Below are 24,250 nucleotides of genomic sequence, written 5' to 3'. Positions count from 1 at the left end.
GAGATGAGCAAGCGTGTAGTGGTGGTCGGCGGGGGTGTCATCGGTCTGCTGACGGCGTTCAACCTGGCCGCTCAGGTCGATCAGGTCATTCTCTGTGACCAGGGTGAAGCAGGACGCGAGTCTTCATGGGCCGGTGGCGGTATCGTCTCGCCGCTCTACCCGTGGCGCTACAATGCGGCAGTCACGGCGCTGGCGCACTGGTCTCAAGACTTCTATCCCCACCTAGGCGAGACGCTGTACGCCCGGACCGGCGTGGACCCGCAGGTGTACACCACGGGGCTGTACTGGCTCGACCTGGAAGACGAGTCGCAGGCCCTGGGCTGGGCGGCCCGTCATCAGCGGCCCCTGGCGGTCGTGGACATGCGCAACGTCTACGATGCCGTGCCCGTGCTCGGGCCCGGCTTCGAGCGTGCGATCTACATGGCGGGTGTGGCCAACGTACGTAACCCGCGTCTGGTGAAGTCGCTCAAGGCTGCCTTGCAGGGGCTGCCCAACGTGACCCTGCACGAGCACTGCAAGGTCATCGGCTTTCAGCGACAGGCCGGACGTGTCACAGGCGTGACGACATCCACAGGGATCATCGAGGGGGACGACATCGTGCTCAGCGCCGGGGCCTGGAGTGGCGAGCTCTTGGCATCGCTGGGGCTGGCCCTGCCAGTGGAGCCGGTGAAAGGGCAGATGATCCTGTTCAAGTGCGAGGAAGACTTCTTGCCCAGCATGGTCCTGGCCAAGGGGCGCTACGCCATTCCGCGACGCGATGGGCACGTGCTGGTCGGCAGCACCCTGGAGTACCAAGGGTTCGACAAGACGCCCACGGATCAGGCGCTGGCCAGCCTGCACGCGTCTGCGATCGACCTGTTGCCTGCCTTGGCGGATGCAAGGCCCGTCGCCCATTGGGCAGGCCTGCGGCCAGGCTCGCCGGAGGGCATCCCGTATATCGGCCGTGTGCCTAGGCATGAAGGGCTGTGGTTGAACTGTGGGCATTTCCGCAACGGCCTGGTCCTGGCACCGGCGTCCTGCCACCTGCTCGGTGACCTGTTGCTCGAACAAACCCCGATCATCGATCCGGCACCTTATGCCCCGGAGCACCGCTTGTCGGCGCGCTGAGGACGGGCCCAATCGCGGCCGGTCCGCCGACCCGGCAGGGGCCGCTTACCCGTAGCAGCATCATAGTGTTTCGGGCTATCACGGCCCCCTGTGGGGGTAACTACGGGTGTAGGAGCGGCCCCAGTGCCGCGATTGGGCCCGCAGGGCCCACACATCAGCCCATGCGGCCGGGCATGTACCGAGTAGAAAAAGACAGTTGCTCCCACAGGTCTTACCACGGGCTCTTGATCGCCTGTACCACTACTACGGGTGGATGGCCGCTGCCGGGCGCCGGACCGGCCGCGATTGGGCCTGCAGGGCACACAAAACCAAACTCAACTCTGCCCCAAGTCCAATCAGCCCTTGGGTCCCTGCTCCAGGTGCGCCGGGCTGCAATACCAGTGCTTGCCCCGGTGCAGGGCCCGGTCATTGGGCAGATGCACGCCGCAGTGCGCGCAACGCACCATGGTCAACGGGTCGTCCAGTCGCTGCGCCGGTCGGGCGTGTTGGCTGAGCTTGAACCTGCGCCACAGCCAGATGACGGCAGCGATCAGGGCGATCCAGAAAAGTAGGCGGAGCATGGCGTCCAGCTTGTCGAGTCGATGAAGCCGACAGTCTAGAACGAGGCGGGGCAAAAGGGGAGAGGAAGGGGGCGTCGGGCGTGCGACGGAGGCCAGCCCTGGCCCGGACAACGTGTCACGGGCCGGCGCCGGCCCACCTGCACCTCGAGGCGCAGGTAGGCCGGCGGGGATCAGTCGAACAGACCGAAGGTCGCGTAGCTGAACCAGGAGCGGCCCTTGCTGGCTTCTTTCGGGCCTTCCGGGTACACCGGATTGCCGTCTTCGTCCTTCGGCAGCAGCTCGGCCGGCATCTCCGAACGTGCGTCTTCGAACTGGCGAACCACGTCCTGGTTGGCGCGGGTTTCACCCGGTGGCAGCGGCGTGTCGGATTCGATCAGGCCCAGGGTGGCTTTCGACAGCCAGGAGCGGTGGTCGTTTACGCCGGTCTTGGGCTCGAACTCGCCATCCACCAGGCTCGGGTGGTCAGGGTAGTTGAGCTTCAGGGTCTCGAGGCTGGTCGCCGCCAGGTCGTCCAGGTGCAGGCGCTGGTAGGCCTCGACCATCACGGCCAGGCCGTCGCCGACCGACGGCGTTTCCTGGAAGTTCTCCACCACGTAGCGGCCACGGTTGGCGGCGGCGACGTAGGCTTCGCGGGTCAGGTAGTAGTCGGCCACGTGGATTTCGTAGGAGGCCAGCAGGTTGCGCAGGTAGATCATGCGCTGCTTGGCGTCCGGCGCATAGCGGCTGTTGGGGTAGCGGCTGGTCAGCTGGGCGAACTCGTTGTATGAGTCGCGCGCGGCGCCCGGATCGCGTCGGGTCATGTCCAGGGGCAGGAAGCGCGCCAGCAGGCCACGGTCCTGGTCGAACGAGGTCAGGCCCTTGAGGTAGTAGGCGTAGTCGACGTTCGGGTGCTGCGGGTGCAGACGAATGAAGCGCTCGGCGGCCGACTTGGCAGCCTCGGGCTCGGCGTTCTTGTAGTTGGCGTAGATCAGCTCGAGCTGCGCCTGGTCGGCGTAGCGACCGAACGGGTAGCGCGACTCCAGGGCCTTGAGCTTGCCCACGGCGCTGTTGTAGCTGTGGTTGTCCAGGTCAGCCTGCGCCTGCTGGTACAGCTCGGTTTCGCTGAGGTTTTCGTCGATGACTTCCTTGTTCGAGGAACAGGCAGCGGTGAGTCCGAGGATGGCGATCAGCAGCAGGTGTTTCACTTGCATGGCGGCTTGCGTCCCTTTGACGGCCGCTGTCTTGGGCGGTGCCGTCCTGTTATGATGAGCGCCCCCGGCAGACCCGGGGCACAAAAGAAGCCGTATTTAACCACAAGCGCGCAGGCGAAACCAAAGGCTGTGCGCCCGTCGATTCGAGCATGTCCGAGATCATTCAACTAAGCGCAGAAGTACCGTCCGAACTGGGCGGTCAACGGCTCGACCAGGTCGCCGCCCAATTGTTCGCCGAGTACTCGCGTTCGCGCCTGTCCGGGTGGATCAAGGAGGGTCGCCTGACGGTCGACGGCGCGGTGCTGCGGCCGCGTGACACCGTCCATGGCGGCGCCGTGCTGGCCCTGGAGGCCGAGCACGAGGCCCAGGGCGAGTGGCAGGCCCAGGACATCGAGCTGGACATCGTCTACGAGGACGACCACATCCTGGTCATCAACAAGCCCGCCGGTCTGGTCGTGCACCCGGCTGCCGGGCACGCCGATGGCACCTTGCTCAATGCCTTGCTGCACCACGTGCCGGACATCGTCAACGTGCCGCGTGCCGGGATCGTCCACCGCCTGGACAAGGACACCACCGGCCTGATGGTGGTGGCCAAGACCCTGCAGGCGCAGACCCGACTGGTCGAGCAGATGCAGGCGCGCAAGGTCAGCCGCATCTACGAGTGCATCGTGGTCGGCGTGGTCACCTCGGGCGGCAAGATCGATGCCCCGATCGGCCGCCACGGCGGGATGCGTCAGCGCATGGCGGTCACCGACGGCGGCAAGCCTGCGGTCAGCCATTACCGCGTGCTCAAGCGCTTCCGCACCCACACCCACGTGCGGGTCAAGCTGGAAACCGGCCGTACCCACCAGATTCGCGTGCACATGGCCCACGTCGGTTTCCCGCTGGTCGGTGATCAGACGTACGGCGGGCGCTTCCGCATTCCACCGGCCGCCAGCCCGACCATGGTCGAGGCGGTGAAGACCTTCCCGCGCCAGGCGCTGCATGCGCGCTTCCTGGCTCTGGCCCATCCGATCACCGGTGAGGTCATGAAGTGGGAGTCGCCTCTGCCGGACGACTTCGTCTGGCTGCTGTCGCTGCTCAACCAGGATCGCGAGAGCTTCATCGGATGAACGGGCTGACGCAGGCGCTGCTGTTTCCCGACTGGCCGGCCCCGGCCTCGGTGCGCGCCTGTGTCACGACCCGTGCGGGTGGCGTCAGTCGCCCGCCCTACGACACCTTCAACCTGGGGGACCATGTCGGGGATGACCCCGCAGCGGTCGCCGAGAACCGTCGCCGCCTGAGCGAGCAGTTCGCCATCCAGCCCGCCTGGCTCAAGCAGGTGCACGGTGTGGTGGTGGCCGACGCCGATTCTGACCACGTGGCCGAAGCCGATGCCAGCTGGACCGAGCGTCCCGGCATCGCCTGCGCCGTGATGACCGCCGACTGCCTGCCCGTGCTGTGCTGCGACCGTGCCGGTACCCGTGTGGCCGCCGCCCATGCCGGCTGGCGTGGGTTGGCGGGTGGTGTGCTGGAAGCGACCGTGGCGCGCCTGGGCGTGCCGGCCGAGGACCTGCTGGTCTGGCTGGGGCCGGCCATTGGCCCGAGCGCGTTCGAGGTCGGGCCCGAGGTGCGCGATGCGTTCGTGGCGACCCATCCCGAAGCCGCCGACGCTTTCGTGGCCGGTGAGCGCCCCGGCAAGCTGATGGCCGACCTCTATCGCCTGGCGCGCATCCGGCTGGCCGCCGTGGGCATCACTGCCGTCTACGGCGGCGGTTTCTGCACCGTCACCGACTCGCGTTTCTTCTCCTACCGCCGCGACCCGCACGGCGGCCGCTTTGCCTCGCTGATCTGGCTCGATCCCCGCTGATCCTGCTTGGCAGAATCGCCTTCAAACGGTCCCAGGCTGCGCCAGATCAACGCCAGTGCGCTTGAATCTTCCACAATCAGCCTTATCTACAGGTTATCTCTGGCAGGTTCGTCCAACAGGTGTATTCGTCGCTTCGACCTGCCGTCACAGGAAGGTACAACCATGCGTATAGACCGTTTGACCAGCAAGTTGCAGTTGGCATTGTCCGACGCCCAATCCGTGGCCGTCGGCCTGGACCATCCGGCCATCGAGCCGGTGCACCTGATGCAGGCCCTGATCGAACAGCAGGGCGGCTCGATCAAGCCGCTGCTCATGCAGGTCGGCTTCGACATCGCCGCCTTGCGCCAGGCGCTGACCAAAGAGCTCGACCAACTGCCGAAGATCCAGAACCCCACCGGCGACGTGAACATGTCCCAGGACCTGGCGCGCCTGCTCAACCAGGCCGATCGCCTGGCCCAGCAGAAGGGCGACCAGTTCATCTCCAGCGAGCTGGTGCTGCTCGCCGCCATGGACGAGAACAGCAAGCTCGGCAAGCTGCTGCTGGCCCAGGGCGTGAGCAAGAAGGCCCTGGAAAACGCCATCAGCAACCTGCGTGGCGGCGCCGCCGTCAACGACCCGAACGCCGAAGAATCGCGCCAGGCGCTGGACAAGTACACCGTCGACCTGACCAAGCGTGCCGAAGAAGGCAAGCTCGATCCGGTGATCGGCCGTGACGACGAAATCCGCCGTACCGTGCAGGTGCTGCAGCGCCGTACCAAGAACAACCCGGTGCTGATCGGCGAGCCTGGCGTGGGCAAGACCGCCATCGCCGAAGGCCTGGCCCAGCGCATCATCAACGGCGAGGTGCCCGACGGGCTCAAGGGCAAGCGCCTGCTGGCCCTGGACATGGGCGCCCTGATCGCCGGTGCCAAGTACCGTGGCGAGTTCGAAGAGCGCCTCAAGTCGCTCCTCAACGAACTGTCCAAGCAGGAAGGGCAGATCATTCTGTTCATCGACGAACTGCACACCATGGTCGGCGCCGGCAAGGGCGAAGGCGCCATGGACGCGGGCAACATGCTCAAGCCGGCCCTGGCGCGTGGCGAGCTGCACTGCGTCGGTGCCACCACGCTCAACGAGTACCGCCAGTACATCGAGAAGGACGCCGCGCTCGAGCGCCGCTTCCAGAAGGTGCTGGTCGAGGAGCCGAGCGAAGAAGACACCATCGCCATCCTGCGTGGCCTCAAGGAGCGCTACGAGGTGCACCACAAGGTTGCGATCACCGATGGCGCGATCATTGCCGCGGCCAAGCTGAGCCACCGCTACATCACCGACCGGCAGCTGCCCGACAAGGCCATCGACCTGATCGACGAAGCGGCCAGCCGCATCCGCATGGAGATCGACTCCAAGCCGGAGGTGCTCGACCGCCTGGAGCGTCGCCTGATCCAACTGAAGGTCGAATCCCAGGCCCTGAAGAAGGAAGACGACGAGGCTGCCAAGAAGCGCCTGGAGAAGCTGACCGAGGAGATCACCCGCCTGGAGCGCGAGTATTCCGACCTGGAAGAGATCTGGGCCTCGGAAAAAGCCGAAGTGCAAGGGTCGGCGCAGATCCAGCAGAAAATCGAACAGTCTCGCCAGGAGCTGGAAACGGCGCGCCGTCGCGGCGATCTCAACCGCATGGCCGAGCTGCAGTATGGCGTGATTCCCGACCTCGAGCGCAGCCTGCAGATGGTCGACCAGCACGGCAAGACCGACAACCAGCTGCTGCGCAACAAGGTGACCGAGGAAGAGATCGCCGAGGTGGTCTCCAAGTGGACCGGGATTCCGGTGTCGAAGATGCTCGAAGGCGAGCGTGAAAAGCTGCTGCACATGGAAGACCTACTGCACGAGCGGGTGATCGGCCAGAACGAAGCCGTCACCGCCGTGGCCAACGCGGTGCGTCGCTCGCGCGCCGGGCTGTCGGACCCGAATCGCCCGAGCGGCTCGTTCCTCTTCCTCGGCCCGACCGGGGTCGGCAAGACCGAGCTGTGCAAGGCCCTGGCGGAGTTTCTGTTCGACACCGAGGAGGCGATGATCCGCATCGACATGTCCGAGTTCATGGAGAAGCACTCCGTGGCCCGCCTGATCGGTGCGCCACCAGGCTACGTGGGGTACGAGGAGGGCGGTTACCTGACCGAGGCCGTGCGCCGCAAGCCGTACTCGGTGGTGCTGCTCGACGAGGTGGAGAAGGCGCACCTGGACGTGTTCAACGTGCTGCTGCAGGTGCTCGAGGATGGGCGTCTGACCGACAGCCACGGGCGTACGGTCGATCTGCGCAACACGGTCATCGTCATGACCTCGAACCTGGGCTCGGCGCAGATCCAGGACCTGGTCGGTGATCGCGAGGCGCAACGTGCAGCGGTGATGGACGCGGTGGGTGCGCATTTCCGTCCGGAGTTCATCAACCGGATCGACGAGGTGGTGGTGTTCGAGCCCTTGGGTCGCGAGCAGATCGCCGGCATCACCCAGATCCAGCTCGGCCGCCTGCGCAGCCGACTGGCCGAACGCGACCTGCGCCTGACGCTCAGCCCCGAGGCCTTGGACAAGCTGATCGCCGTGGGTTACGACCCAGTGTACGGCGCACGTCCGCTCAAGCGCGCCATCCAGCGCTGGATCGAAAACCCGCTGGCACAGTTGATCCTGTCCGGGCAGTTCCTGCCGGGTGCCGAGATCACCGCCCAGGTCGACGGCGACGAGATCGCCTTCGTCTGACCCGTTGTCCTGGCCGCACGCCGCGTATTTACGGGGTTTGCGGCCAGGGCAGCGATAACGTGTTGTTCGTTATGAAAAAAAAGTTTGCATTTGCCTTCGAGTGGTCTTAACATGCGCCCCGCTGTCAGGCACTAAGCAGATCACCAGCGGTAACGGGATCTGAAAACGATTTGCAAATCAATCAGTTGAAAGCAAATTAAGTGTTGACAAGCAGTTTGAAGGATGTAGAATACGTCGCCTCAGAGACATGAACGCAGCGATGCGGCAGTCGAAGAGCACGAAGTGATACAGACTTCGAAATCGGAAACACGAAGTGCAGTTCCGCGATAGCTCAGTCGGTAGAGCAAATGACTGTTAATCATTGGGTCCCTGGTTCGAGTCCAGGTCGCGGAGCCAATTTCGGGGTGTAGCGCAGTCCGGTAGCGCGCCTGCTTTGGGAGCAGGATGTCAGGAGTTCGAATCCCCTCACCCCGACCATTTTCCGGGTCGTTAGCTCAGTTGGTAGAGCAGTTGGCTTTTAACCAATTGGTCGTAGGTTCGAATCCTACACGACCCACCATGTAAAAAGGGCATCTCGACCGAGATGCCCTTTTTCTTTTGCCATCGAAAAAGACCACAAACCCCAACCCCTCCTGTAGGAGCGGCCCCTGCGCCGCGAAGGGCCGCACAGCGGCCCCACTTGCAGCTTGCAGCTTGCAGCTTGCAGCTCATCCCTCGCCCCTCAGCCCCCACCCCCCGTCGCCTGCCGATACTGCCGTGGCGTAAATCCCGTCAGCTGCTTGAACTGCCGGCTGAACGCACTGTGGTCCGTATACCCACACTGCATCGCCACCTCGATGATCGGCACCTCGGTGTGCAGCAGCCGATGCGCCTGTTCTAGGCGCGCCTTGTGGATCATCTGCCGCGGCGTGAGGTGGAAGATCCGTTTGCAGTAGCGCTCCAACTGCGCCACCGACAAGCCCGCGATCCGCGTCAGTTCACGCAGGCTGATCGGCCGGTGAAAATGCTGGCGGATATGCTCGTCCACCGCCGCCAGGCGCTGGTACGCCGGGTGCGTATCGGCGGCCGACTCGAGATCGACCGAGGTGCCGACCAGGCCGATGATGGCGCCGCTTGCATCGTGCAGTGGACGCTTGTGGGTCAGGCACCAGCCGGCCTCACGGGTGCCGTACAGGTGCAACTCCAGTTGATCCTCCAGCACCCATCCATGCTCGAGCACGCGGCGATCCTGCTCGGTGTAACCCGGCCCCAGTTGCGCCGGGAACACCTCGGCACTGGTTTTGCCCAACAGCGGCGCCAGGTCCTTGAGGCCACAGCGCCGCACCAGGGTGTGGTTGGCCAGCACGTAGCGGGCGTCGAGGTCCTTGATGAAGATCGCTGCACTGGGAAGGGCGTCGAGGATGGGCAACAGCAGAACGACACTGCCCAGCAAGGCCTCGAGCGAGGCAGGGCGGTGCTGGTCCAGGCCGCGGTACAGGTGTTCCAGGGTACTGGCAGGCATGCGGTTCGTCTCGGTGCGGTCAAGCCTGTTCGAAAGCCTCTGCACAAGGACGCTCGGGCGCTCGCCGTCTGACAGCCAAACCCTGTGGCGCTACAGCCCTTGTGCGACAAGGCCTACAGCCTAGCCATCCTCCTCAGGCGACCGCCAGTCTTTTCTCGCACTATGCCGATTTCGTCTTCCCGGCCGTGGAAAACCATCAAGAACCGAATCCCGCTTCGGTTCACGCTATGTCCCACGCAAGCCGCCCCCTCCCATCACAACGCGGCACGCCCCACCGTTTTCGTGACAGACCTGCCTATCCAATAACCAACAAAAAGGCGAACCCATGTCAGGCAAATTCAAGAAACAGCTCTCCCTGCTGGACCTCACCTTCATCGGCCTGGGCGCCATCTTCGGCTCCGGCTGGTTGTTCGCCGCCAGCCACGTCTCGGCCATCGCCGGGCCGGCCGGCATTCTCTCCTGGTTCCTCGGCGGCTTCGCCGTGCTGTTGCTGGGCATCGTCTACTGCGAGCTGGGCGCCGCCTTGCCGCGCGCTGGCGGCGTGGTGCGTTACCCGGTGTACTCCCACGGCCCGTTGCTCGGCTACCTGATGGGCTTCATCACCCTGATCGCCTTTTCCAGCCTGATCGCCATCGAAGTGGTCGCCTCGCGGCAGTACGCCGCCGCCTGGTTCCCCGCGCTGACCAAGACCGGCTCTAGTGACCCGACGGTGCTGGGGTGGCTGGTGCAGTTCGCCCTGCTGGGGCTGTTCTTCTTCCTCAACTACCGCAGCGTGAAGACCTTCGCCAAGGCCAACAACCTGATCAGCGTGTTCAAGTTCATCGTGCCACTGCTGGTGATCGGCGTGCTGTTCACCTTCTTCAAACCGGAAAACCTCGAGGTCCAGGGCTTTGCCCCGTTCGGCCTGTCCGGCGTGGAAATGGCCGTGTCGGCCGGTGGCATCATCTTCGCCTACCTCGGGCTGACACCGATCATTTCGGTCGCCAGCGAGGTGAAGAATCCACAGCGCACCATCCCCATCGCGCTGATCCTTTCGGTACTGCTGTCCACGGCGATCTACGCTTTGCTGCAACTGGCCTTTCTCGGCAGCGTGCCGACCGAAATGCTGGTCGACGGCTGGGCCGGCGTAACCCAGGCGCTGGCGCTGCCCTACCGCGACATCGCCCTGGCCCTGGGCGTCGGTTGGCTGGCCTACCTGGTGGTGGCCGATGCGGTGATCTCGCCGAGCGGCTGCGGCAACATCTACATGAACGCCACCCCGCGCGTGATTTACGGCTGGGCGCAGACCGGGACTTTCTTCCGCTACTTCACCCGCATCGACGCCGAATCCGGTATCCCGCGGCCGGCCCTGTGGCTGACCTTCGCGCTGTCGGTGTTCTGGACGCTGCCGTTCCCGTCCTGGGAAGCGCTGATCAACGTGGTCTCGGCCGCGCTGGTGCTGAGTTACGCCGTGGCTCCGGTCACCGTCGCCGCCCTGCGCCGCAACGCGCCTGACCTGCCGCGCCCGTTCCGGGTCATGGGCATGGGCGTGCTCGGCCCGCTGTCGTTCATCATCGCCGCGCTGATCGTGTACTGGTCCGGCTGGAACACCGTGTCCTGGCTGCTGGCCCTACAGATCGTGATGTTCGGCCTGTACCTGCTGTGTGCCCGCTTCGTGCCCACCGAGCACCTGTCGCTGGCTCAGCAGGTGCGCAGCTCGGCCTGGCTGATCGGCTTCTACGCCGTGACCATCCTGCTGTCCTGGCTGGGCAGCTTCGGCGGCCTGGGCGTCATCGGCCATCCGGCGGACACCTTGATCGTGGCCGTGTGCGCCCTGGGCATCTACTACTGGGGCGCGGCCACCGGCGTGCCGGCACACCTGATACGGCTGGACAGCGACGACGAAAGCGAGACCGACACCGAACGGGCCGCCGCGCCGCACGCTGCAGTCATCGCCTCTTGAGATGTTCGAGCTTCTTGCACAGGACACGCCCATGAAACGCATCCATGTCATCGATTCCCACACCGGCGGCGAGCCCACCCGGCTGGTCATGAACGGCTTTCCCACCCTGTACGGGCGCGACATGGCCCAGCGCCGCGACGAGCTGCGCGAACAGCACGACCACTGGCGACGAGCCTGCCTGCTCGAGCCACGGGGCAACGATGTGCTGGTAGGCGCGTTGTATACCCCAGCGGTATCGCCCGAGGCTACATGCGGGGTGATCTTCTTCAACAACGCCGGTTACCTGAACATGTGCGGTCACGGCACCATTGGTCTGATCGCCTCGCTGCAGCACCTGGGGCTGATCATGCCCGGCGTGCACCTGATCGACACGCCGGTCGGCCAGGTGAGCGCCACCCTCCACGAGGACGGCGCCGTCACCGTCGGCAACGTGCCGTCCTATCGCTACCGGCAGCAGGTGGCCGTCGCGCTGCCGGGCCATGGCGTGGTGCACGGCGACATCGCCTGGGGCGGCAACTGGTTCTTTCTGGTCGCCGAGCACGGCCAGACCCTCACGCTGGACAACCGCGAGGCGCTCACCACCTACACCTGGGCCCTGCTCGAGGCGCTGGCCGACCAGGGCATCACTGGCGAACACGGCGCGCCCATCGACCATGTCGAGCTGTTCGCCGACGATGCCGAGGCCGACAGCCGCAATTTCGTGATGTGCCCAGGCAAGGCCTACGACCGTTCGCCCTGCGGCACTGGCACCAGCGCCAAGCTGGCCTGCCTGGCCGCCGACGGCACGCTCGCCCCCGGCCAGACCTGGGTCCAGGCCAGCATCACCGGCAGCCGGTTCCAGGGTCGCTACGAGCGCGACGGCGAGCGCATTCGTCCGTTCATCACCGGGCGGGCGCACCTCACGGCCGACAGCACGCTGCTGATCGACGAACAGGACCCGTTCGCCTGGGGCATCTGACCCCGCCTTCCCCCATGACCATAAGGAGCGACAACCATGAACACCAGCATCTTCACCGGCACCATGCCTGCCCTGATGACCCCGTGCACACCGGACCGCACGCCCGACTTCGACGCCCTGGTGCGCAAGGGCCGCGAGCTGATCGAGGCCGGCATGAGTGCGGTGGTGTACTGCGGCTCGATGGGCGACTGGCCCCTGCTGACCGAGGCCGAGCGCCAGGAGGGCGTGGCGCGCCTGGTGGCCGCAGGTGTACCGACCATCGTCGGCACCGGAGCGGTCAATACCCGTGAGGCGGTGTCCCATGCGACGCATGCGGCCCAGGTCGGCGCGGCCGGCCTGATGGTCATCCCGCGCGTGCTCAGCCGCGGCGCCTCGCACATCGCCCAGCAGCATCACTTTTCCGCCATCCTGGCGGCCGCACCCGCGTTGCCTGCCGTGATCTACAACAGCCCCTACTATGGCTTCGCCACCCGCGCCGAGCTGTTCTTCGCATTGCGCCGCGAGTTCCCCAACCTGATCGGCTTCAAGGAATTCGGCGGCGGCGCCGACCTGCGCTATGCCGCCGAGCACATCACCTCCCAGGACGACGACGTGACCCTGATGGTCGGGGTCGATACCCAGGTCGTGCACGGCTTCGTCAACTGCAACGCCACCGGTGCCATCACCGGCATCGGCAACGCCCTGCCACGCGAAGTGCTGCACCTGGTGAGCCTGAGCAAGCAGGCGGCCAAGGGCGATGCCCGTGCGCGGCGCCTGGCGCGTGAGCTGGAAGCCGCCCTGGCGGTGCTCTCGTCGTTCGATGAAGGCTGCGACCTGGTGCTGTACTACAAGCACCTGATGGTGCTCAACGGCGACACCGAATATGGCCTGCACTTCAACGCCAGCGATGTACTCAGCGAGGCCCAGCGCCGCTACGCCGAGCAGCAGTACAGCCTGTTCCGCACCTGGTACGCCGACTGGTCGGCGCAGCAGAACGTCGCCTGACCACGCGGGGGCTGCCAGGCGGCCCCCGGATGCCCTTGAACTCGACTGGAGGCTCCATGACCCTGACAGGCAAGATGCTGATCGGCCAGACACCCGTGGCCGGCACCCGCGAGGCCATCCAGGCCATCGACCCGAGCACCGGCCAGGCGCTGGCACCGATCTACCAGGGCGGCGACGCCCACCATGTGGACCGTGCCTGCGCCCTGGCCGCATCGGCGTTCGACCGCTACCGCGAGACGTCGCTGGAGGCGCGCGCCCGGTTTCTCGAGACCATCGCCCAGGAAATCGAGGCGCTGGGCGAGGTGCTGATCGAACGCGCCGCCGCCGAGAGCGGCTTGTCGATCGCACGGCTTCAGGGCGAGCGGGCGCGGACGTGCGGGCAACTGCGCACGTTCGCCCGGGTCGTTCGGGCCGGTGAGTGGCTCGACGTGCGTGTCGACACCGCGCAGCCTGCACGCCAGCCGCTGGCTCGGCCCGACCTGCGCCAGCGGCAGATCGCGCTGGGCCCGGTCGCCGTGTTCGGCGCCAGCAACTTCCCCCTGGCCTTCTCGGTGGCCGGGGGCGACACCGCCTCGGCCCTGGCGGCCGGCTGCCCGGTGGTGGTCAAGGCCCATGGCGCCCACCCTGGCACCAGCGAGCTGGTCGGCCAGGCCGTAGCCCGCGCCGTGCAGGCCTGTGGCTTGCCGGACGGGGTCTTTTCCCTGCTGCACGGATCGGGGCACGCGATCGGTATCGCCCTGGTCAGCGACCCGCGCATCAAGGCCGTCGGCTTCACCGGCTCGCGCAGCGGCGGGCTTGCCTTGTGTCAGGCGGCGCAGTCGCGTTCCGAGCCCATTCCCGTCTACGCGGAAATGAGCTCGATCAACCCGGTGTTCCTGTTCGAAGCCGCCCTGAGCGCACGGGCCGAGGCGCTGGCCCAAGGGTTCGTCGCCTCGCTGATCCAGGGCGCCGGGCAGTTCTGCACCAACCCTGGGCTGCTGGTCGCCCGGCAAGGCCCGGCCCTGCAACGGTTTATCGCCTGCGCCAGCGAGCCGCTGCACCAGAGCCCCGCGCAGACCATGCTCACGCCCGGGATCTTCAGCGCGTATCAGGCGGGCGTGGAGGCCTTGGGCGCCCAGGCCCAGGCCGAGGTGGTCGCCCAGGGGCAGCCCGGCACCGGTCCGAACCAGGGCCAGGCGCACCTGTTCGTCACCCAGGCCCAGGCGTTTCTCGACGAGCCTGGGTTGCAGGCCGAGGTCTTCGGCGCCACGGCCCTGCTGGTGATCTGCGACAGCGATGCGCAGATGCATCAGGTCGCCGAGCACCTGGAAGGGCAGCTGACGGCTACCCTGCACCTGGACGATGGCGATCTGGCTCGCGCTCAGGCTTTGCTGCCGACGCTGGAGCGCAAGGCCGGGCGCCTCCTGGTCAACGCCTGGCCCACCGGCGTCGAGGTGTGCGATGCCATGGTGCACGGCGGGCCGTTCCCGGCCACCTCCGATGCGCGCAGCACCTCGGTGGGCACGGCGGCCATCCAGCGCTTCCTGCGCCCGGTGTGCTACCAGGGCTTCCCCGAGGCGTTGCTGCCCGAGGCGCTCAAGCCTGCCAACCCGCTGCACTTGCGGCGTCTGCTCGACGGCGAACGGGAAGGCTGACCCATGCACGATCCTCATCCTGACCACGACCTGCTGGTGGTGGGCGCCGGCATCGTCGGTGTCGCCTGTGCCCTGCAGCTGGTGCGCCAGGGCCGTCGGGTCACCCTGATCGACCGGCAGGCGCCGGGCCAGGGCGCGTCCTTCGGCAACGCCGGGCACCTGGCCACCGAGCAGGTGTTCCCGATCGCCGACCTGTCGATCCTCAAGCGCCTGCCCGGCATGCTGTGCGACCCGATGGGCCCACTGCGCCTGGACTGGAAATACCTGCCCACGGCCACGCCCTGGTTCACCCGGCTGTTGCTCAACCTGCGCCCGGTGCCCTTCCAGCGCAGCGTGGCGGGGCTGCGCACGTTGAACGAAACCAGCCTGGGCGCCTGGCAGCGGTTGCTGACGTCCATCGGCCGCAGTGATCTGTTTCGCGAGGACGGCTCGCTGCTGGTGTTCGAGCGGGCCGAGTCGCAGGCCGTGCTCGAGGCGCTGCGCACACGCCTGCAGCAGCACGACGTACCGGTCGAGGCCTGGCCGGCTGACGCGATCCAGACGGCCGCGCCCCAGCTCAGCGAGGGGGTGCGCGGTGGCCTGTACTTCCCGCGCACCGGGCATTTCCTCGACCCCTACCGCGTGGTGCGTGAGCTGTTCGCCGCCGCCCAGGCCAGCGGCGTGCGCTTTCTCCAGGCGCAGGTCGACGACGGCTGGCTACACGGCGACGGGGTCAGCCTGCGCAGCGACCACGGGGTGCTGACCGCTCGCCAGGTGCTGATCAGTTGTGGCGCGCATTCCGCGCGACTGACCCAGGCGCTCACCGGCACGCGGGTGCCCCTGGACACCGAGCGCGGCTATCACCTGATGCTGCCTCACGAACACCAGCGGCTACCGTTCGCGGTCACCTCACTGGAGCGCAGGTTCATCATGACGCCCATGGCCGAGGGGCTGCGCCTGGCCGGCACGGTGGAGTTCGCCGGGCTGCACGCACCGGCGAACATGCAGCGTGCCTGGCAACTGCACCGCCTGAGCGAGGGGCTGTTCAGGCAGCCGCTCGACGCACGCGACGCCACGCCCTGGATGGGGTTTCGCCCGTCGTTGCCCGATTCGCTGCCGGTGATCGACCGGGTCTGTGACGGCCGCGTGCTGCTGGCCTTCGGTCACCAGCACCTGGGGCTGACCCAGGCCGCCGTGACCGCCGAATGGGTCGGCCGCCTGGCTGAACAGGCGGGCGGGGAGGGCCTGGCGGCTTACCGGTTGGGGAGGTTTTGAGCGGCAAGCTGCAAGCTGCAAGCTACAAGCTACAAGCTACGCATGCCCGCTCATCCAGCGCGGTCCGCTTTGACTTGCAGTTTGAAGCTTATAGCTAACAGCTCATAGCTAGCAGCTCCTCACCCCCGCATCGACCCCACCGAAAAGAGCCCCTCGAGGGCCGGCGTGAAGTGGGTGCAGTTGATGCGGGCGAGGTGGCGGTAGTCGCGGGTCACCGAGAATGACGAACCGGGCATCAGCAGCACGCGCTGGCGCTCAAGGGTCTGCATGAAGGGGTGCAGGTCGGGCAGCGCGGGGTGCGAGGCCCAGAGGAACATGCCGCCCGCGGGCAGGATGTCGAAGGTCCAGCCGTGCGTGCGCAATGCGCGCTGGGTCTGGGTCTGACGGGCGATCAGTTTCTGCTGCAGGTCCTTCATGTGCCCGGCGTAGGTGCCATCGGCCAGGATGGTGTTGACGAAGCGCTCGCAGAACGCCGGCACCGCCACGCAGGTCAGCAGCTTCAGCCGGGTCAACGGTTCGATGAAGTCGCGGGCGCAGGCGATGTAGCCCACGCGCAGGGAGGCCGACAGGCACTTGGAGAAGCTGCCGATGTAGATCACCCGGTTCAGGGCATCGAGTTCGGCCAGGGTCTGGCGCGGGGTGGTGCTGAAGTCGCCGTAGACGTCGTCTTCCACCACCACCAGGTCATGGGTCACGGCCAGGCCCAGTACCTTGAACGCGTTGTGCGGCGCGATGTTGCCGCCGGTGGGGTTGTGAAAGGTGCTGTTGCAGAAGAACGCCTTCACGCGGTGCTGGGCCAGGTGCTGCGCCATGACCGTGACGTCGGGGCCGTCCTGCAGGCGCGGGATGCCGATCACCTGGGCGCCGGCCAGGTGCAGGAGCTTGATCAGGTTGCCATTGCACGGCTCGTCGACGAACACCCGGTCGCCGGGCGTGATCAGCAACCTGGCCACCAGGTCCAGCGCCTGGGTGGCGCCCAGGGTGGTGAGGATCTGACTCGGGCAGGCCTCGACCCGGGTCATGCGCTTGAGGTGCACGCTGAGCTGCTGGCGCAAGGGCCGGTGGCCGGAAATGTCGCCGTACTCCACCAGCGCGCTTTGCTCCAGACGCGCCGTGCGGCGGATCGCCTTGCTCAGCAGGTCGGTGTCGCGCCAGGCCGCCGGCAGCCAGCCACAACCCAGCTTGGTGTACTCCGGGCCTCCCTGCAGCAGCTTGAACAGCGGGTCGCTCACGGTGAATTCCGGTGCCAGCGGTTGCGTCACGGGGGCTTGGCCTGCGACGAAATAACCGCGACCCGGCTGGGCGACCAGCAACCCTTCGCTGACCAGGCGGGCGCAGGCACGAACCACGGTGTGGTAGCTGGCGCCGTGGCGGGCGACGAGCGTGCGGATCGAGGGCAACCGCTGGCCGGCCACCCATTCGCCGGTCTGGAGGCGTTGCTTCAAGGACGAGTAGAACACGTCGGCATTCATGGGCACCACGGCGTTGGCCAGCTGTTAGGAAAAATACGCTAACAGTTCGCCAGAACGCTTGTCGACTGTGCGCCGCGCCGCGCGTGCACGGTGGGATCATGGGTGCAGCACAGCGACACCCCGTCGTCCGTCTTCGAGCGAGCCTTTGCCATGACCGATGCGTTGCCCCGCCGCACCTACCTGTACTTTGCCGCGCAGTCGATCAACCTGACCGCTGCGGTCATGTCGGTCACCATGGCAGCCATCGTCGGTTCAGCCCTCGCGCCCAGTGCCGCCTGGGCCACCGTGCCCTACGGCTGCCAGTTCCTGTTCGTGCTGCTGGCGACCTACCTGGCGGCCCGGCTGATGGCGTCGATCGGCCGCAAGAAGGCCTTCCTGCTGGGCGCCATCCCCTTGCTGGCGGCGGGCATGACGGGTTACCTGGCGATCGCGCACCAACAGTTCTGGCTCCTGGTGCTCAGCCATGCGGCCTTGGGCGTCTACATCGCCTTCGCCAACTTCAACCGGTTCGCCGCGACCGACCATCTGCCCCCGTCGCTCAAACCCAGGGCGTTGTCGCTGGTGGTGGCCGGTGGCGTGCTGGCGGCCGTGTTCGGGCCGTTGCTGACCGAGGCCTTGAGGGGTGTGGTGGGCTTACCGGTGTTTTCGTTGTGCTACGCCGCCTTCATTGGGCTGGCGGCGGTGTCCGCGCTGCTGGCGATCTGTCTGCCCAGGGACGTCCCACCCCCCGCCCAGCGTCAGCAGCCTGTCGACTCGGCCCGCGTGCGCCGGGTGACGCCGGACATCGCCGTGGCCATGGCCGTGGCGGGTATCGGGTATGGCGTCATGAACCTGCTGATGATCCAGGCCTCCATGCACATGCGCCACCTGCACGCGGACTTCGCCGACATTCGCCTGGCGATCCAGTGGCATGTGATCGCCATGTTCGCACCGTCCTTCTTCACGGGGCAGATCATTCGGCGGCTCGGCATCAAGACCACCTTGCACACCGGCTTCGCCCTGCTGCTGGGCTGCATGGCGCTCAACCTGGCCGGGGATGGCCATGGGTGGATGACCCTGTCGCTGGTGGTGCTCGGCCTGGGCTGGAACCTGACCTACGTAGGCGGGGGGGCGCTGCTGGCCCAGGCGCTGCACGACAGCCCGGTAGCCTTTCAGATGCAGGGCAAGAACGACCTGGTGATCGCCCTGAGCGCGACCGTGGGCGCCTTTGCGCCATCGTTGCTGTTCAGCAGCGTGAGCTGGGACGGCACCAATGTGGTGTGCCTGGTGCTGTGCTTCGCGGTGTGGATCGCCATGGGGATGGGGCTCGGCAAGGGTCGGCAGCCACGACCGGCGACGTCGTGAACCCTGGCCAGGGCGGGCGGCTTCGGCGCCGCCCGCCGTGCCGGTCAGTGCAGTTTCAGGCGCGGCTCGGTGCCACGGCCGATGCGGCTGCCCAGCATCAGCATGAGGGTGCGGAAGGTGCCATACAGCGCCATCTGGTGCATGCGGTACAACGAGACGTAGAACATCCGCGCCAGCCAGCCTTCGAGCATCACGCTGCCGGTCAGGTTGCCCATCAGGTTGCCGACCGCCGAGAAGCGCGACAGTGACACGAGCGAGCCGTAGTCACGGTAGGCGTAGGTCGGCAGCGGCTTGCCCTCCAGGCGTGCCTTCAGGCTCTTGACCAGCAACGAGGCCTGCTGATGCGCAGCCTGGGCGCGCGGCGGCACGTTGCGGTCGCTGTCCGGCTGTGGGCAGGCCGCGCAGTCGCCGAAGGCGAAGATGTCGTCGTCCAGGGTGGTCTGCAGGGTCGGGCGCACCACCAGCTGGTTGATACGGTTGGTTTCCAGGCCGTCGATGTCCTTGAGGAAGGCCGGCGCACGGATACCCGCCGCCCAGACCTTGAAGCGCGCCTGGATCACCTCGCCGCTGGCGGTCTTGAGGCCGTCTTCGGTGACCTCGCTGACCGAGGCATTGGTCATCACGGTGATGCCCAGCTTCTCCAGGGTCTTGTGCACCGGCTTGCTGATGCGCTCGGGCAGCGCCGGCAACACGCGCGGGCCGGCTTCGATCACGGTGATGTGCATGTCTTGGGGCCGAATGCTGTCCAGGCCATAGGCGGCCAGTTCGTGGGCCGCATGGTGCAGCTCGGCGGCCAGCTCGACCCCGGTGGCACCGGCGCCGACGATGGCCACGCTGATCGTCTCGCTGGCGACGTCGCCGGCGTGGGCGCGCAGGTAGTGGTTGAGCAGTTGCTGATGGAAGCGCTCGGCCTGCTTGCGGGTGTCCAGGAACAGGCAGTGCTGCGCCGCGCCCAGGGTGCCGAAGTCGTTGGTGTTGCTGCCCACGGCGATGACCAGGGTGTCGTAGCCCAGCACGCGGGCCGGCAGCAGTTCGCGCCCGTCTTCGTCCAGGGTAGCGGCCAGCTGGATCTGCTTGGCCTGGCGGTCCAGCCCGCTCATGCGCCCCAGCTGGAAGTTGAAGTGGTTCCACTTGGCCTGCGCCACGTAGTTCAGCTCGTCTTCCGAGGAGTTCAGCGAGCCGGCGGCCACTTCATGCAGCAGCGGCTTCCAGATGTGCGTCAGGTTGGCGTCGACCAGGGTGATGTCGGCCTGCTTGCGTTTGCCCAGGCGCTTGCCCAGGTGGGTCGCCAGTTCCAGGCCGCCGGCGCCGCCGCCAACGATCACGATGCGGTGTGTCATGGGAGAGTCTCGTAAGGTTAAAGGAATACGTGGCCTGGCAGGCCGGCCGTGGCGCCCGGCAGCGGAGGGCGAGCGCAAGGCAGCTCGAAGCACCTATCCACTGGGGCGACGGCGAAGCGAGGCCCGACCCGGGCGTACACGATGTCGGCGCAAGGCACGGCAGGCGCCGTGCAGACGCGCGCTCGACACGAGGTCGAGGGGAGGGGCGGTGGTCAACGACAGGACGCGGGTCTCGTGGAGACAGGCGACTGGTCATGGGGGGGCCTCGTCGAATGGGCACTGGGACGTGCGGGCAAGGCCTCGGGCGTTGGCGCGGGGTCTCGACCGGGAAGCATGGACGTCCTTCAATGAGGCAGAGTGTACGCTATCGCGCGTCGTGGCGGCAGAGGCTCACAGGCTGATGCCGACGTCGAAGACGATGCTGCGGCCCAGGTTGGCGCGCAGGAAATCCGGCGCGCCGGGGTGAGCGAACAGCACGCGGGCGAAGGTCGGGCCGACCAGCGACAGCGAGCGCCAGCCCTGGCGCAGGTACTCGGTCGGCGGCGGGAAATGGCTGTTGAGGTCGAGCACTTCGCGTTTGAGGCTGGCGAAGGCGATGATGTCCAGCGTGCCCAGGTCCAGGCCACGCTCCCGGTAGTTATGCGCCTTCTTGCGCAAGGTCGGCGCCAGCCGTTGCAGCAGCTCCGAGGCGCTGATCCGCCGAGGCCGGGCTTCGCGCCGGACCAGTTGGCTGAGAGAGAATGCACTGCGCCGCCGCTGCAACTCCTCGCGCCATTCATCGTTCAGGCGCCGTCCTTCGTCCAGCACGAAGAACACCTCGAACGCCGCATCGCGAAACAGCACGTCCGGCGGCTCTTGCTCGGCGGGGGTGAAGTCTTCGCTGCGATAGACGATGTTCAGGCCCTGCAGCAGGCGCTGACAGACCCAACGCTCACGCTCCCATTTGCGGGCATTGGACAGAAAGGCATTGGCTTGCTCCGCCTGGATGGTGAGCAGGCGCAGGTAGTCTGAGTCATCCATGCACACAGCTTAGTCGCAAACTGTGACGGTATGAGGGCGAGCGGCGAGTGAGACGGTGGGTAGGCGTATAGAGGACGATGGACTTCATGGGCCTTTCGAGACCGATCGCGAGGCCGAGGCCGCGCATGCTTCAGCCACATGGCCGGGCACAGGAGCCGCTCACCTGTCGTTACACCGCAGGGTTGCAGGCTGTCGCGATTTCCTGTCGGGAATTCTATGGTTTTGCAACGTGCGTAGATGGGCCCTGGCGGGCCCACACCATCAGCCAAATCGCTACCTGACCAGAGCCCAAGCCACCGGCAGCACCCCATCCTCTCAGTGCCGAGGCTCCAAGTCTCCCGAATACAGCTCATCCTCAGACTCCGCCGCCCCGGCGATCTTGTGCTCCTCGGCTGCCCACGCCCCCAGGTCGATCAGCTTGCAACGGTCCGAGCAGAATGGCCGAAACGCATTGGCCTCCTTCCATTCCACGGGCGCGCCGCACGTGGGGCATTCAACGGTGATGGGCTGGCTCATGGCTGGCCTCCTCGTAAAGTCAGGTAAAAGTCATGCAAGCGGTCGATCTGCGCGTGCAGCCACGCCAGGTCGCGGTCGTTGACCACCACGTCGTCGGCATGCTGCAAACGCGCCTCGCGCGACAGCTGCGCCGCCAGGATCGCCTGCACCTGTTCCGACGTGCTGCCATCGCGCAGCAAGGTGCGCTGCACCTGCAGCTCGCGCGGCGTGTCGATCACCAACACACGCTGGGTCTTGCGGTACTGGCCGGACTCGATCAGCAGCGGCGAGACATAGACCGCATACGGCGATTGCGCCTTGGCCAGGTAGGTGAAGATCTCCTGCCCGATCAGCGGGTGCAGCAGCGCTTCGAGCCACTGCCGCTGCACCGGGTCGGCGAAGATCAGCTGCCGCAGGGCGGCCCGGTCGAGCTGGCCATCGACTTGCAGGACGCCCGTGCCGAACCGCTCGACGATGCTCGCCAGGGCAGGGCGCCCCGGTTCGACCACCCAGCGTGCCGCCTGGTCGGCGTCCACCAGGTGCACACCCAGCTCGACCAGCCGTTGCGCGGCGGCGCTCTTGCCGCTGCCGATGCCGCCCGTCAGGCCAAGGATCCACGGGGTAGTGCCTAGGGTCGTCATCGAAATCCGATCAGTTGCAGGTAAGAGGTGCCTATTTCATCACCCCAGAGCACGGCAATCCACCCCGCAATGGCCAGATAAGGGCCGAAGGGGATCACCGTGCTCGCTGCCTTGTCGGTTCGACGCATCACCCACAGCCCTGCCAGCGCGCCCAGCACCGACGACAGCACCACCGTCAACGGCAGGATTTGCCAGCCGCCCCAGGCGCCGATCATCGCCAGCAGCTTGAAGTCGCCATAGCCCATGCCGTCCTTGCCGGTGACCAGCTTGAACAGCCAGAACACCGTCCACAGCGACAGGTAACCGGCCACGGCGCCCCAGACCGCGGCCTGCAGCGGCACGAACAACCCCATCGTGTTGACGATCAGCCCCAGCCAGAGCGTCGGCAACACCAGCACGTCGGGCAGTAGCTGATGCTTCGCATCGATGACGCTCAGGGCCAGCAAGCACCAGGTCAGCAGGACCATGGCCAGCGTCTGCCCGCCAGGGCCCAGGCACCAGGCCACCACCATGGTCAGCGCCGCGCACCCCAGCTCCACCGCGGCACAACGTCCTGCAGTCCCGTGTCCGCACTGACCACAGCGATCACGTCGCAGCAGACCACTGAGCAGGGCACTGTGCTGCCAGGCCAGCAGGCGGTGATCGCAGGCAGGGCAGTGCGCGGCCGGCAGCCAAGGGCCAGAGCGTTCGTGCAGGGTGGGTGCAAGCCCCAGCAGTGCCTGGCTCTCGGACGTCCAGTCGCGCTTGAGCTTCACCGGGAGCCGACAGGTCAGCACGTTCAGGGCACTACCGGCCAGCAACCCCAACAGACCCGCCAGGGCCAGGAAGGAGGCGGGTCGCTCCATGAAAAAGGTCCAGACCTCGGTCATCACATCAGGGCGCTCAACTGGAAAATGGGCAGGTACATGGCGATCACCAGACCGCCCACCAAGACGCCAAGGATCAGCACAATCACGGGCTCCAGCAAGCCGGTCAACTGTTCCATCGTTTGTCGGGCCTGGTCCTCGTAGTGCTGCGCGGCCCGTTCCAGCATGTCGTCGAGCCGGCCACTGCTCTCGCCGATCGCGACCATCTGGACCAGCAGAGGGGAGAACAACGGGTCGCTTGCCATCGCCCCTTGCAGGCTCTGGCCATTGCCCATGGCCTGGCGCACTCCGAGAATCGCCTGCTCGTGCAACGGATCGCCGCAGGCCCTGGCTACCGTGCCGAGCGCATCGAGCAACGGCACGCCCGCAGTATAAGTCGTCGCCAGACCGCGAGCAAAACGCGCCAACGCCGCCTGGCTCAGCAAGGCGCCGAACACCGGCACGCGCAGCACCACGCGTATCGTCCACAGACGTACACCGGGCCGTCGTCGCCATACCATCCGGGCACCGACCGCAGCGCTTGCCAGCGCCGCCAGCAGCCATCCCAGCGCGCCTGCCAGCCCCTCCGACACCGCGATCACCCACCGTGTGAAAGGCGGCAGCTCGCCCCCGAGCCCGGCGAACAGCCCCTGGAACCGTGGCACCACCTCCAGCAACAGCAGCGCCGACACCCCCAGCCCTACCAGCAACAGCAGCGACGGATAGAGCATCGCCTTGCGCAGCCGCTTGATCATCGCCTGGCGCTGTTCGAGCATGTTGGCCAGTTGCTCCAGCTGCCGGTCCAGCGTCCCGGACTGCTCACCGACCCGCACCAGGTTGCAGTACAACACATCGAACCACGCCGGGTGCCGCTGCATCGCCTCCGCCAGGCCCAGACCGCTCGCCACCTCGCGCTTGAGACTGGCCAGCAACGCGGCACGGGCATCATCGGTGTTGGTGCGGCTCATCACATCGAAGGCCTGCAGCAACGGTATCCCGGCATTGAGCATCGTCGCCAGCTGCCGGCTGAACCCTGCAGGATCCATCCGGCCGTGTCCCACCGACCAGTGCAGCCAGGTCGGCGGCGCTGCTCTCAGGCGCGTCACCCGAATCCCATCGCGTATCAGCAGGGCCCGCACGAGCGCCGCGCTACGCCCCGACCGCCGACCCTTGATCACGACACCCGCCGCATCCACCCCTTGCCACACGAAGACACGATTGCGTTCATCCATGAACGATTCCCCCTATGTCCGTTCCACACAGGGCAGGCGCCCCTGCCGCCCGCTGCGCGGGATACCGCGAGCTGCCGGGGTCAGTCCACCTGCCAGCGATTCGCCCTCGACGCTACGGCCGGCTCTCGGGCCTGCCCCTCGAAATCACCTTGCGA

The 24,250-nt window shown here is 66.6% G+C and carries 20 protein-coding genes and 3 tRNA genes; 13 read left to right on the top strand and 10 right to left on the bottom strand.

The features are described from left to right. Positions 1 to 3 precede the first annotated feature (3 nt). Positions 4 to 1,107, top strand: coding sequence for a glycine oxidase ThiO (gene thiO, locus G7007_RS13720; protein ID WP_181102512.1), 1,104 nt, complete (start codon positions 4 to 6; stop codon positions 1,105 to 1,107). Positions 1,108 to 1,442: 335 nt separating this feature from the next. Here thiO and G7007_RS13715 read toward each other — a convergent pair whose 3' ends face one another. Then, positions 1,443 to 1,667: a PP0621 family protein gene (locus tag G7007_RS13715; RefSeq protein ID WP_181102510.1), complete on the bottom strand. Its 225-nt coding sequence runs from the start codon at positions 1,665 to 1,667 to the stop codon at positions 1,443 to 1,445. Positions 1,668 to 1,837: 170 nt separating this feature from the next. Beyond that, the gene (locus G7007_RS13710; protein WP_144934657.1) at positions 1,838 to 2,857 is read right to left on the bottom strand and encodes an outer membrane protein assembly factor BamD; all 1,020 of its coding nucleotides are present in this window, start codon (positions 2,855 to 2,857) and stop codon (positions 1,838 to 1,840) included. Positions 2,858 to 3,006: 149 nt separating this feature from the next. On the opposite strand from G7007_RS13710, the gene rluD reads away from it, so the two are divergent. The 6 genes from rluD (at position 3,007) to G7007_RS13680 (ending at position 7,992) form a co-directional block, all read left to right on the top strand. After that, a complete protein-coding gene (gene rluD / locus G7007_RS13705) occupies positions 3,007 to 3,969 on the top strand; it encodes a 23S rRNA pseudouridine(1911/1915/1917) synthase RluD (protein ID WP_181102509.1) in 963 nt (320 codons plus the stop codon). Continuing rightward, positions 3,966 to 4,706 (top strand): peptidoglycan editing factor PgeF, encoded by a 741-nt coding sequence (gene pgeF / locus G7007_RS13700; RefSeq protein ID WP_181102507.1) that lies wholly within the window; start codon positions 3,966 to 3,968, stop codon positions 4,704 to 4,706. Before rluD ends, pgeF begins: the two co-directional genes overlap by 4 nt. A 162-nt stretch (positions 4,707 to 4,868) precedes the next feature. Beyond that, positions 4,869 to 7,433 (top strand): ATP-dependent chaperone ClpB, encoded by a 2,565-nt coding sequence (gene clpB, locus G7007_RS13695; RefSeq protein ID WP_181102506.1) that lies wholly within the window; start codon positions 4,869 to 4,871, stop codon positions 7,431 to 7,433. A gap of 320 nt (positions 7,434 to 7,753) precedes the next feature. Continuing rightward, positions 7,754 to 7,829 (top strand) — tRNA-Asn (locus G7007_RS13690). A 4-nt stretch (positions 7,830 to 7,833) separates the two neighbouring features. After that, positions 7,834 to 7,910 (top strand) — tRNA-Pro (locus G7007_RS13685). Between the two features lie 6 nt (positions 7,911 to 7,916). Then, positions 7,917 to 7,992: transfer RNA gene (locus G7007_RS13680), tRNA-Lys, on the top strand. A 162-nt stretch (positions 7,993 to 8,154) separates the two neighbouring features. Here G7007_RS13680 and G7007_RS13675 read toward each other — a convergent pair. Further along, a complete protein-coding gene (locus tag G7007_RS13675; RefSeq protein WP_181102504.1) occupies positions 8,155 to 8,934 on the bottom strand; it encodes a helix-turn-helix transcriptional regulator in 780 nt (259 codons plus the stop codon). A gap of 325 nt (positions 8,935 to 9,259) precedes the next feature. Here G7007_RS13675 and G7007_RS13670 point away from each other — a divergent pair, with 325 nt between their 5' ends. Genes G7007_RS13670 through G7007_RS13650 form a run of 5 tightly spaced genes read left to right on the top strand, consistent with a single transcriptional unit; the run spans position 9,260 to position 15,706 of the window. After that, positions 9,260 to 10,876, top strand: coding sequence for an APC family permease (locus G7007_RS13670; RefSeq protein ID WP_181102502.1), 1,617 nt, complete (start codon positions 9,260 to 9,262; stop codon positions 10,874 to 10,876). A 31-nt stretch (positions 10,877 to 10,907) separates the two neighbouring features. Next, positions 10,908 to 11,834 carry a 4-hydroxyproline epimerase gene (locus G7007_RS13665; protein ID WP_181102500.1) on the top strand — a complete coding sequence of 309 codons (927 nt, stop codon included), beginning with the start codon at positions 10,908 to 10,910 and terminating at the stop codon, positions 11,832 to 11,834. 36 nt (positions 11,835 to 11,870) lie between these two features. Beyond that, on the top strand, positions 11,871 to 12,818 hold the full coding sequence (locus G7007_RS13660) for a dihydrodipicolinate synthase family protein (protein WP_181102498.1): 948 nt from the start codon (positions 11,871 to 11,873) through the stop codon (positions 12,816 to 12,818). A 56-nt stretch (positions 12,819 to 12,874) separates the two neighbouring features. Further along, on the top strand, positions 12,875 to 14,452 hold the full coding sequence (locus tag G7007_RS13655; protein ID WP_181102496.1) for an aldehyde dehydrogenase (NADP(+)): 1,578 nt from the start codon (positions 12,875 to 12,877) through the stop codon (positions 14,450 to 14,452). 3 nt (positions 14,453 to 14,455) lie between these two features. Next, on the top strand, positions 14,456 to 15,706 hold the full coding sequence (locus G7007_RS13650; RefSeq protein ID WP_181102495.1) for an NAD(P)/FAD-dependent oxidoreductase: 1,251 nt from the start codon (positions 14,456 to 14,458) through the stop codon (positions 15,704 to 15,706). A 119-nt stretch (positions 15,707 to 15,825) separates the two neighbouring features. Here the strand turns inward: G7007_RS13650 and G7007_RS13645 are convergent, their stop codons facing one another. Continuing rightward, the gene (locus G7007_RS13645; protein WP_181102493.1) at positions 15,826 to 17,178 is read right to left on the bottom strand and encodes an aminotransferase-like domain-containing protein; all 1,353 of its coding nucleotides are present in this window, start codon (positions 17,176 to 17,178) and stop codon (positions 15,826 to 15,828) included. Between the two features lie 150 nt (positions 17,179 to 17,328). Between G7007_RS13645 and G7007_RS13640 the strand changes: the two genes are divergently transcribed. Continuing rightward, positions 17,329 to 18,522, top strand: coding sequence for an MFS transporter (locus G7007_RS13640; protein WP_181102492.1), 1,194 nt, complete (start codon positions 17,329 to 17,331; stop codon positions 18,520 to 18,522). Between the two features lie 44 nt (positions 18,523 to 18,566). On the opposite strand, the gene G7007_RS13635 is transcribed toward G7007_RS13640, so the two are convergent. The 6 genes from G7007_RS13635 to G7007_RS13610 all read right to left on the bottom strand — a co-directional run bounded on the left by G7007_RS13635 (position 18,567) and on the right by G7007_RS13610 (position 24,095). Further along, a complete protein-coding gene (locus tag G7007_RS13635) occupies positions 18,567 to 19,862 on the bottom strand; it encodes an NAD(P)/FAD-dependent oxidoreductase (RefSeq protein WP_181102490.1) in 1,296 nt (431 codons plus the stop codon). Between the two features lie 390 nt (positions 19,863 to 20,252). Further along, positions 20,253 to 20,882 (bottom strand): DUF1780 domain-containing protein, encoded by a 630-nt coding sequence (locus tag G7007_RS13630; RefSeq protein ID WP_181102489.1) that lies wholly within the window; start codon positions 20,880 to 20,882, stop codon positions 20,253 to 20,255. A 315-nt stretch (positions 20,883 to 21,197) separates the two neighbouring features. Continuing rightward, positions 21,198 to 21,398: a DNA gyrase inhibitor YacG gene (yacG, locus tag G7007_RS13625; protein WP_181102487.1), complete on the bottom strand. Its 201-nt coding sequence runs from the start codon at positions 21,396 to 21,398 to the stop codon at positions 21,198 to 21,200. Next, entirely contained in the window at positions 21,395 to 22,018 is a 624-nt protein-coding gene (gene coaE / locus G7007_RS13620) for a dephospho-CoA kinase (protein ID WP_181102486.1), read from the bottom strand. Before coaE ends, yacG begins: the two co-directional genes overlap by 4 nt. After that, complete coding sequence (locus tag G7007_RS13615) at positions 22,015 to 22,863, bottom strand: prepilin peptidase (protein ID WP_375139496.1); 849 nt, start codon at positions 22,861 to 22,863, stop codon at positions 22,015 to 22,017. Before G7007_RS13615 ends, coaE begins: the two co-directional genes overlap by 4 nt. Positions 22,864 to 22,886: 23 nt before the next feature. Next, complete coding sequence (locus G7007_RS13610) at positions 22,887 to 24,095, bottom strand: type II secretion system F family protein (RefSeq protein WP_181102483.1); 1,209 nt, start codon at positions 24,093 to 24,095, stop codon at positions 22,887 to 22,889. Positions 24,096 to 24,250: the final 155 nt, after the last annotated feature.

This window comes from Pseudomonas entomophila (assembly GCF_013523125.1).
GTDB classification, from domain to species: domain Bacteria; phylum Pseudomonadota; class Gammaproteobacteria; order Pseudomonadales; family Pseudomonadaceae; genus Aquipseudomonas; species Aquipseudomonas entomophila_B.
This window is presented reverse-complemented; position numbering and strand designations above follow the sequence as displayed.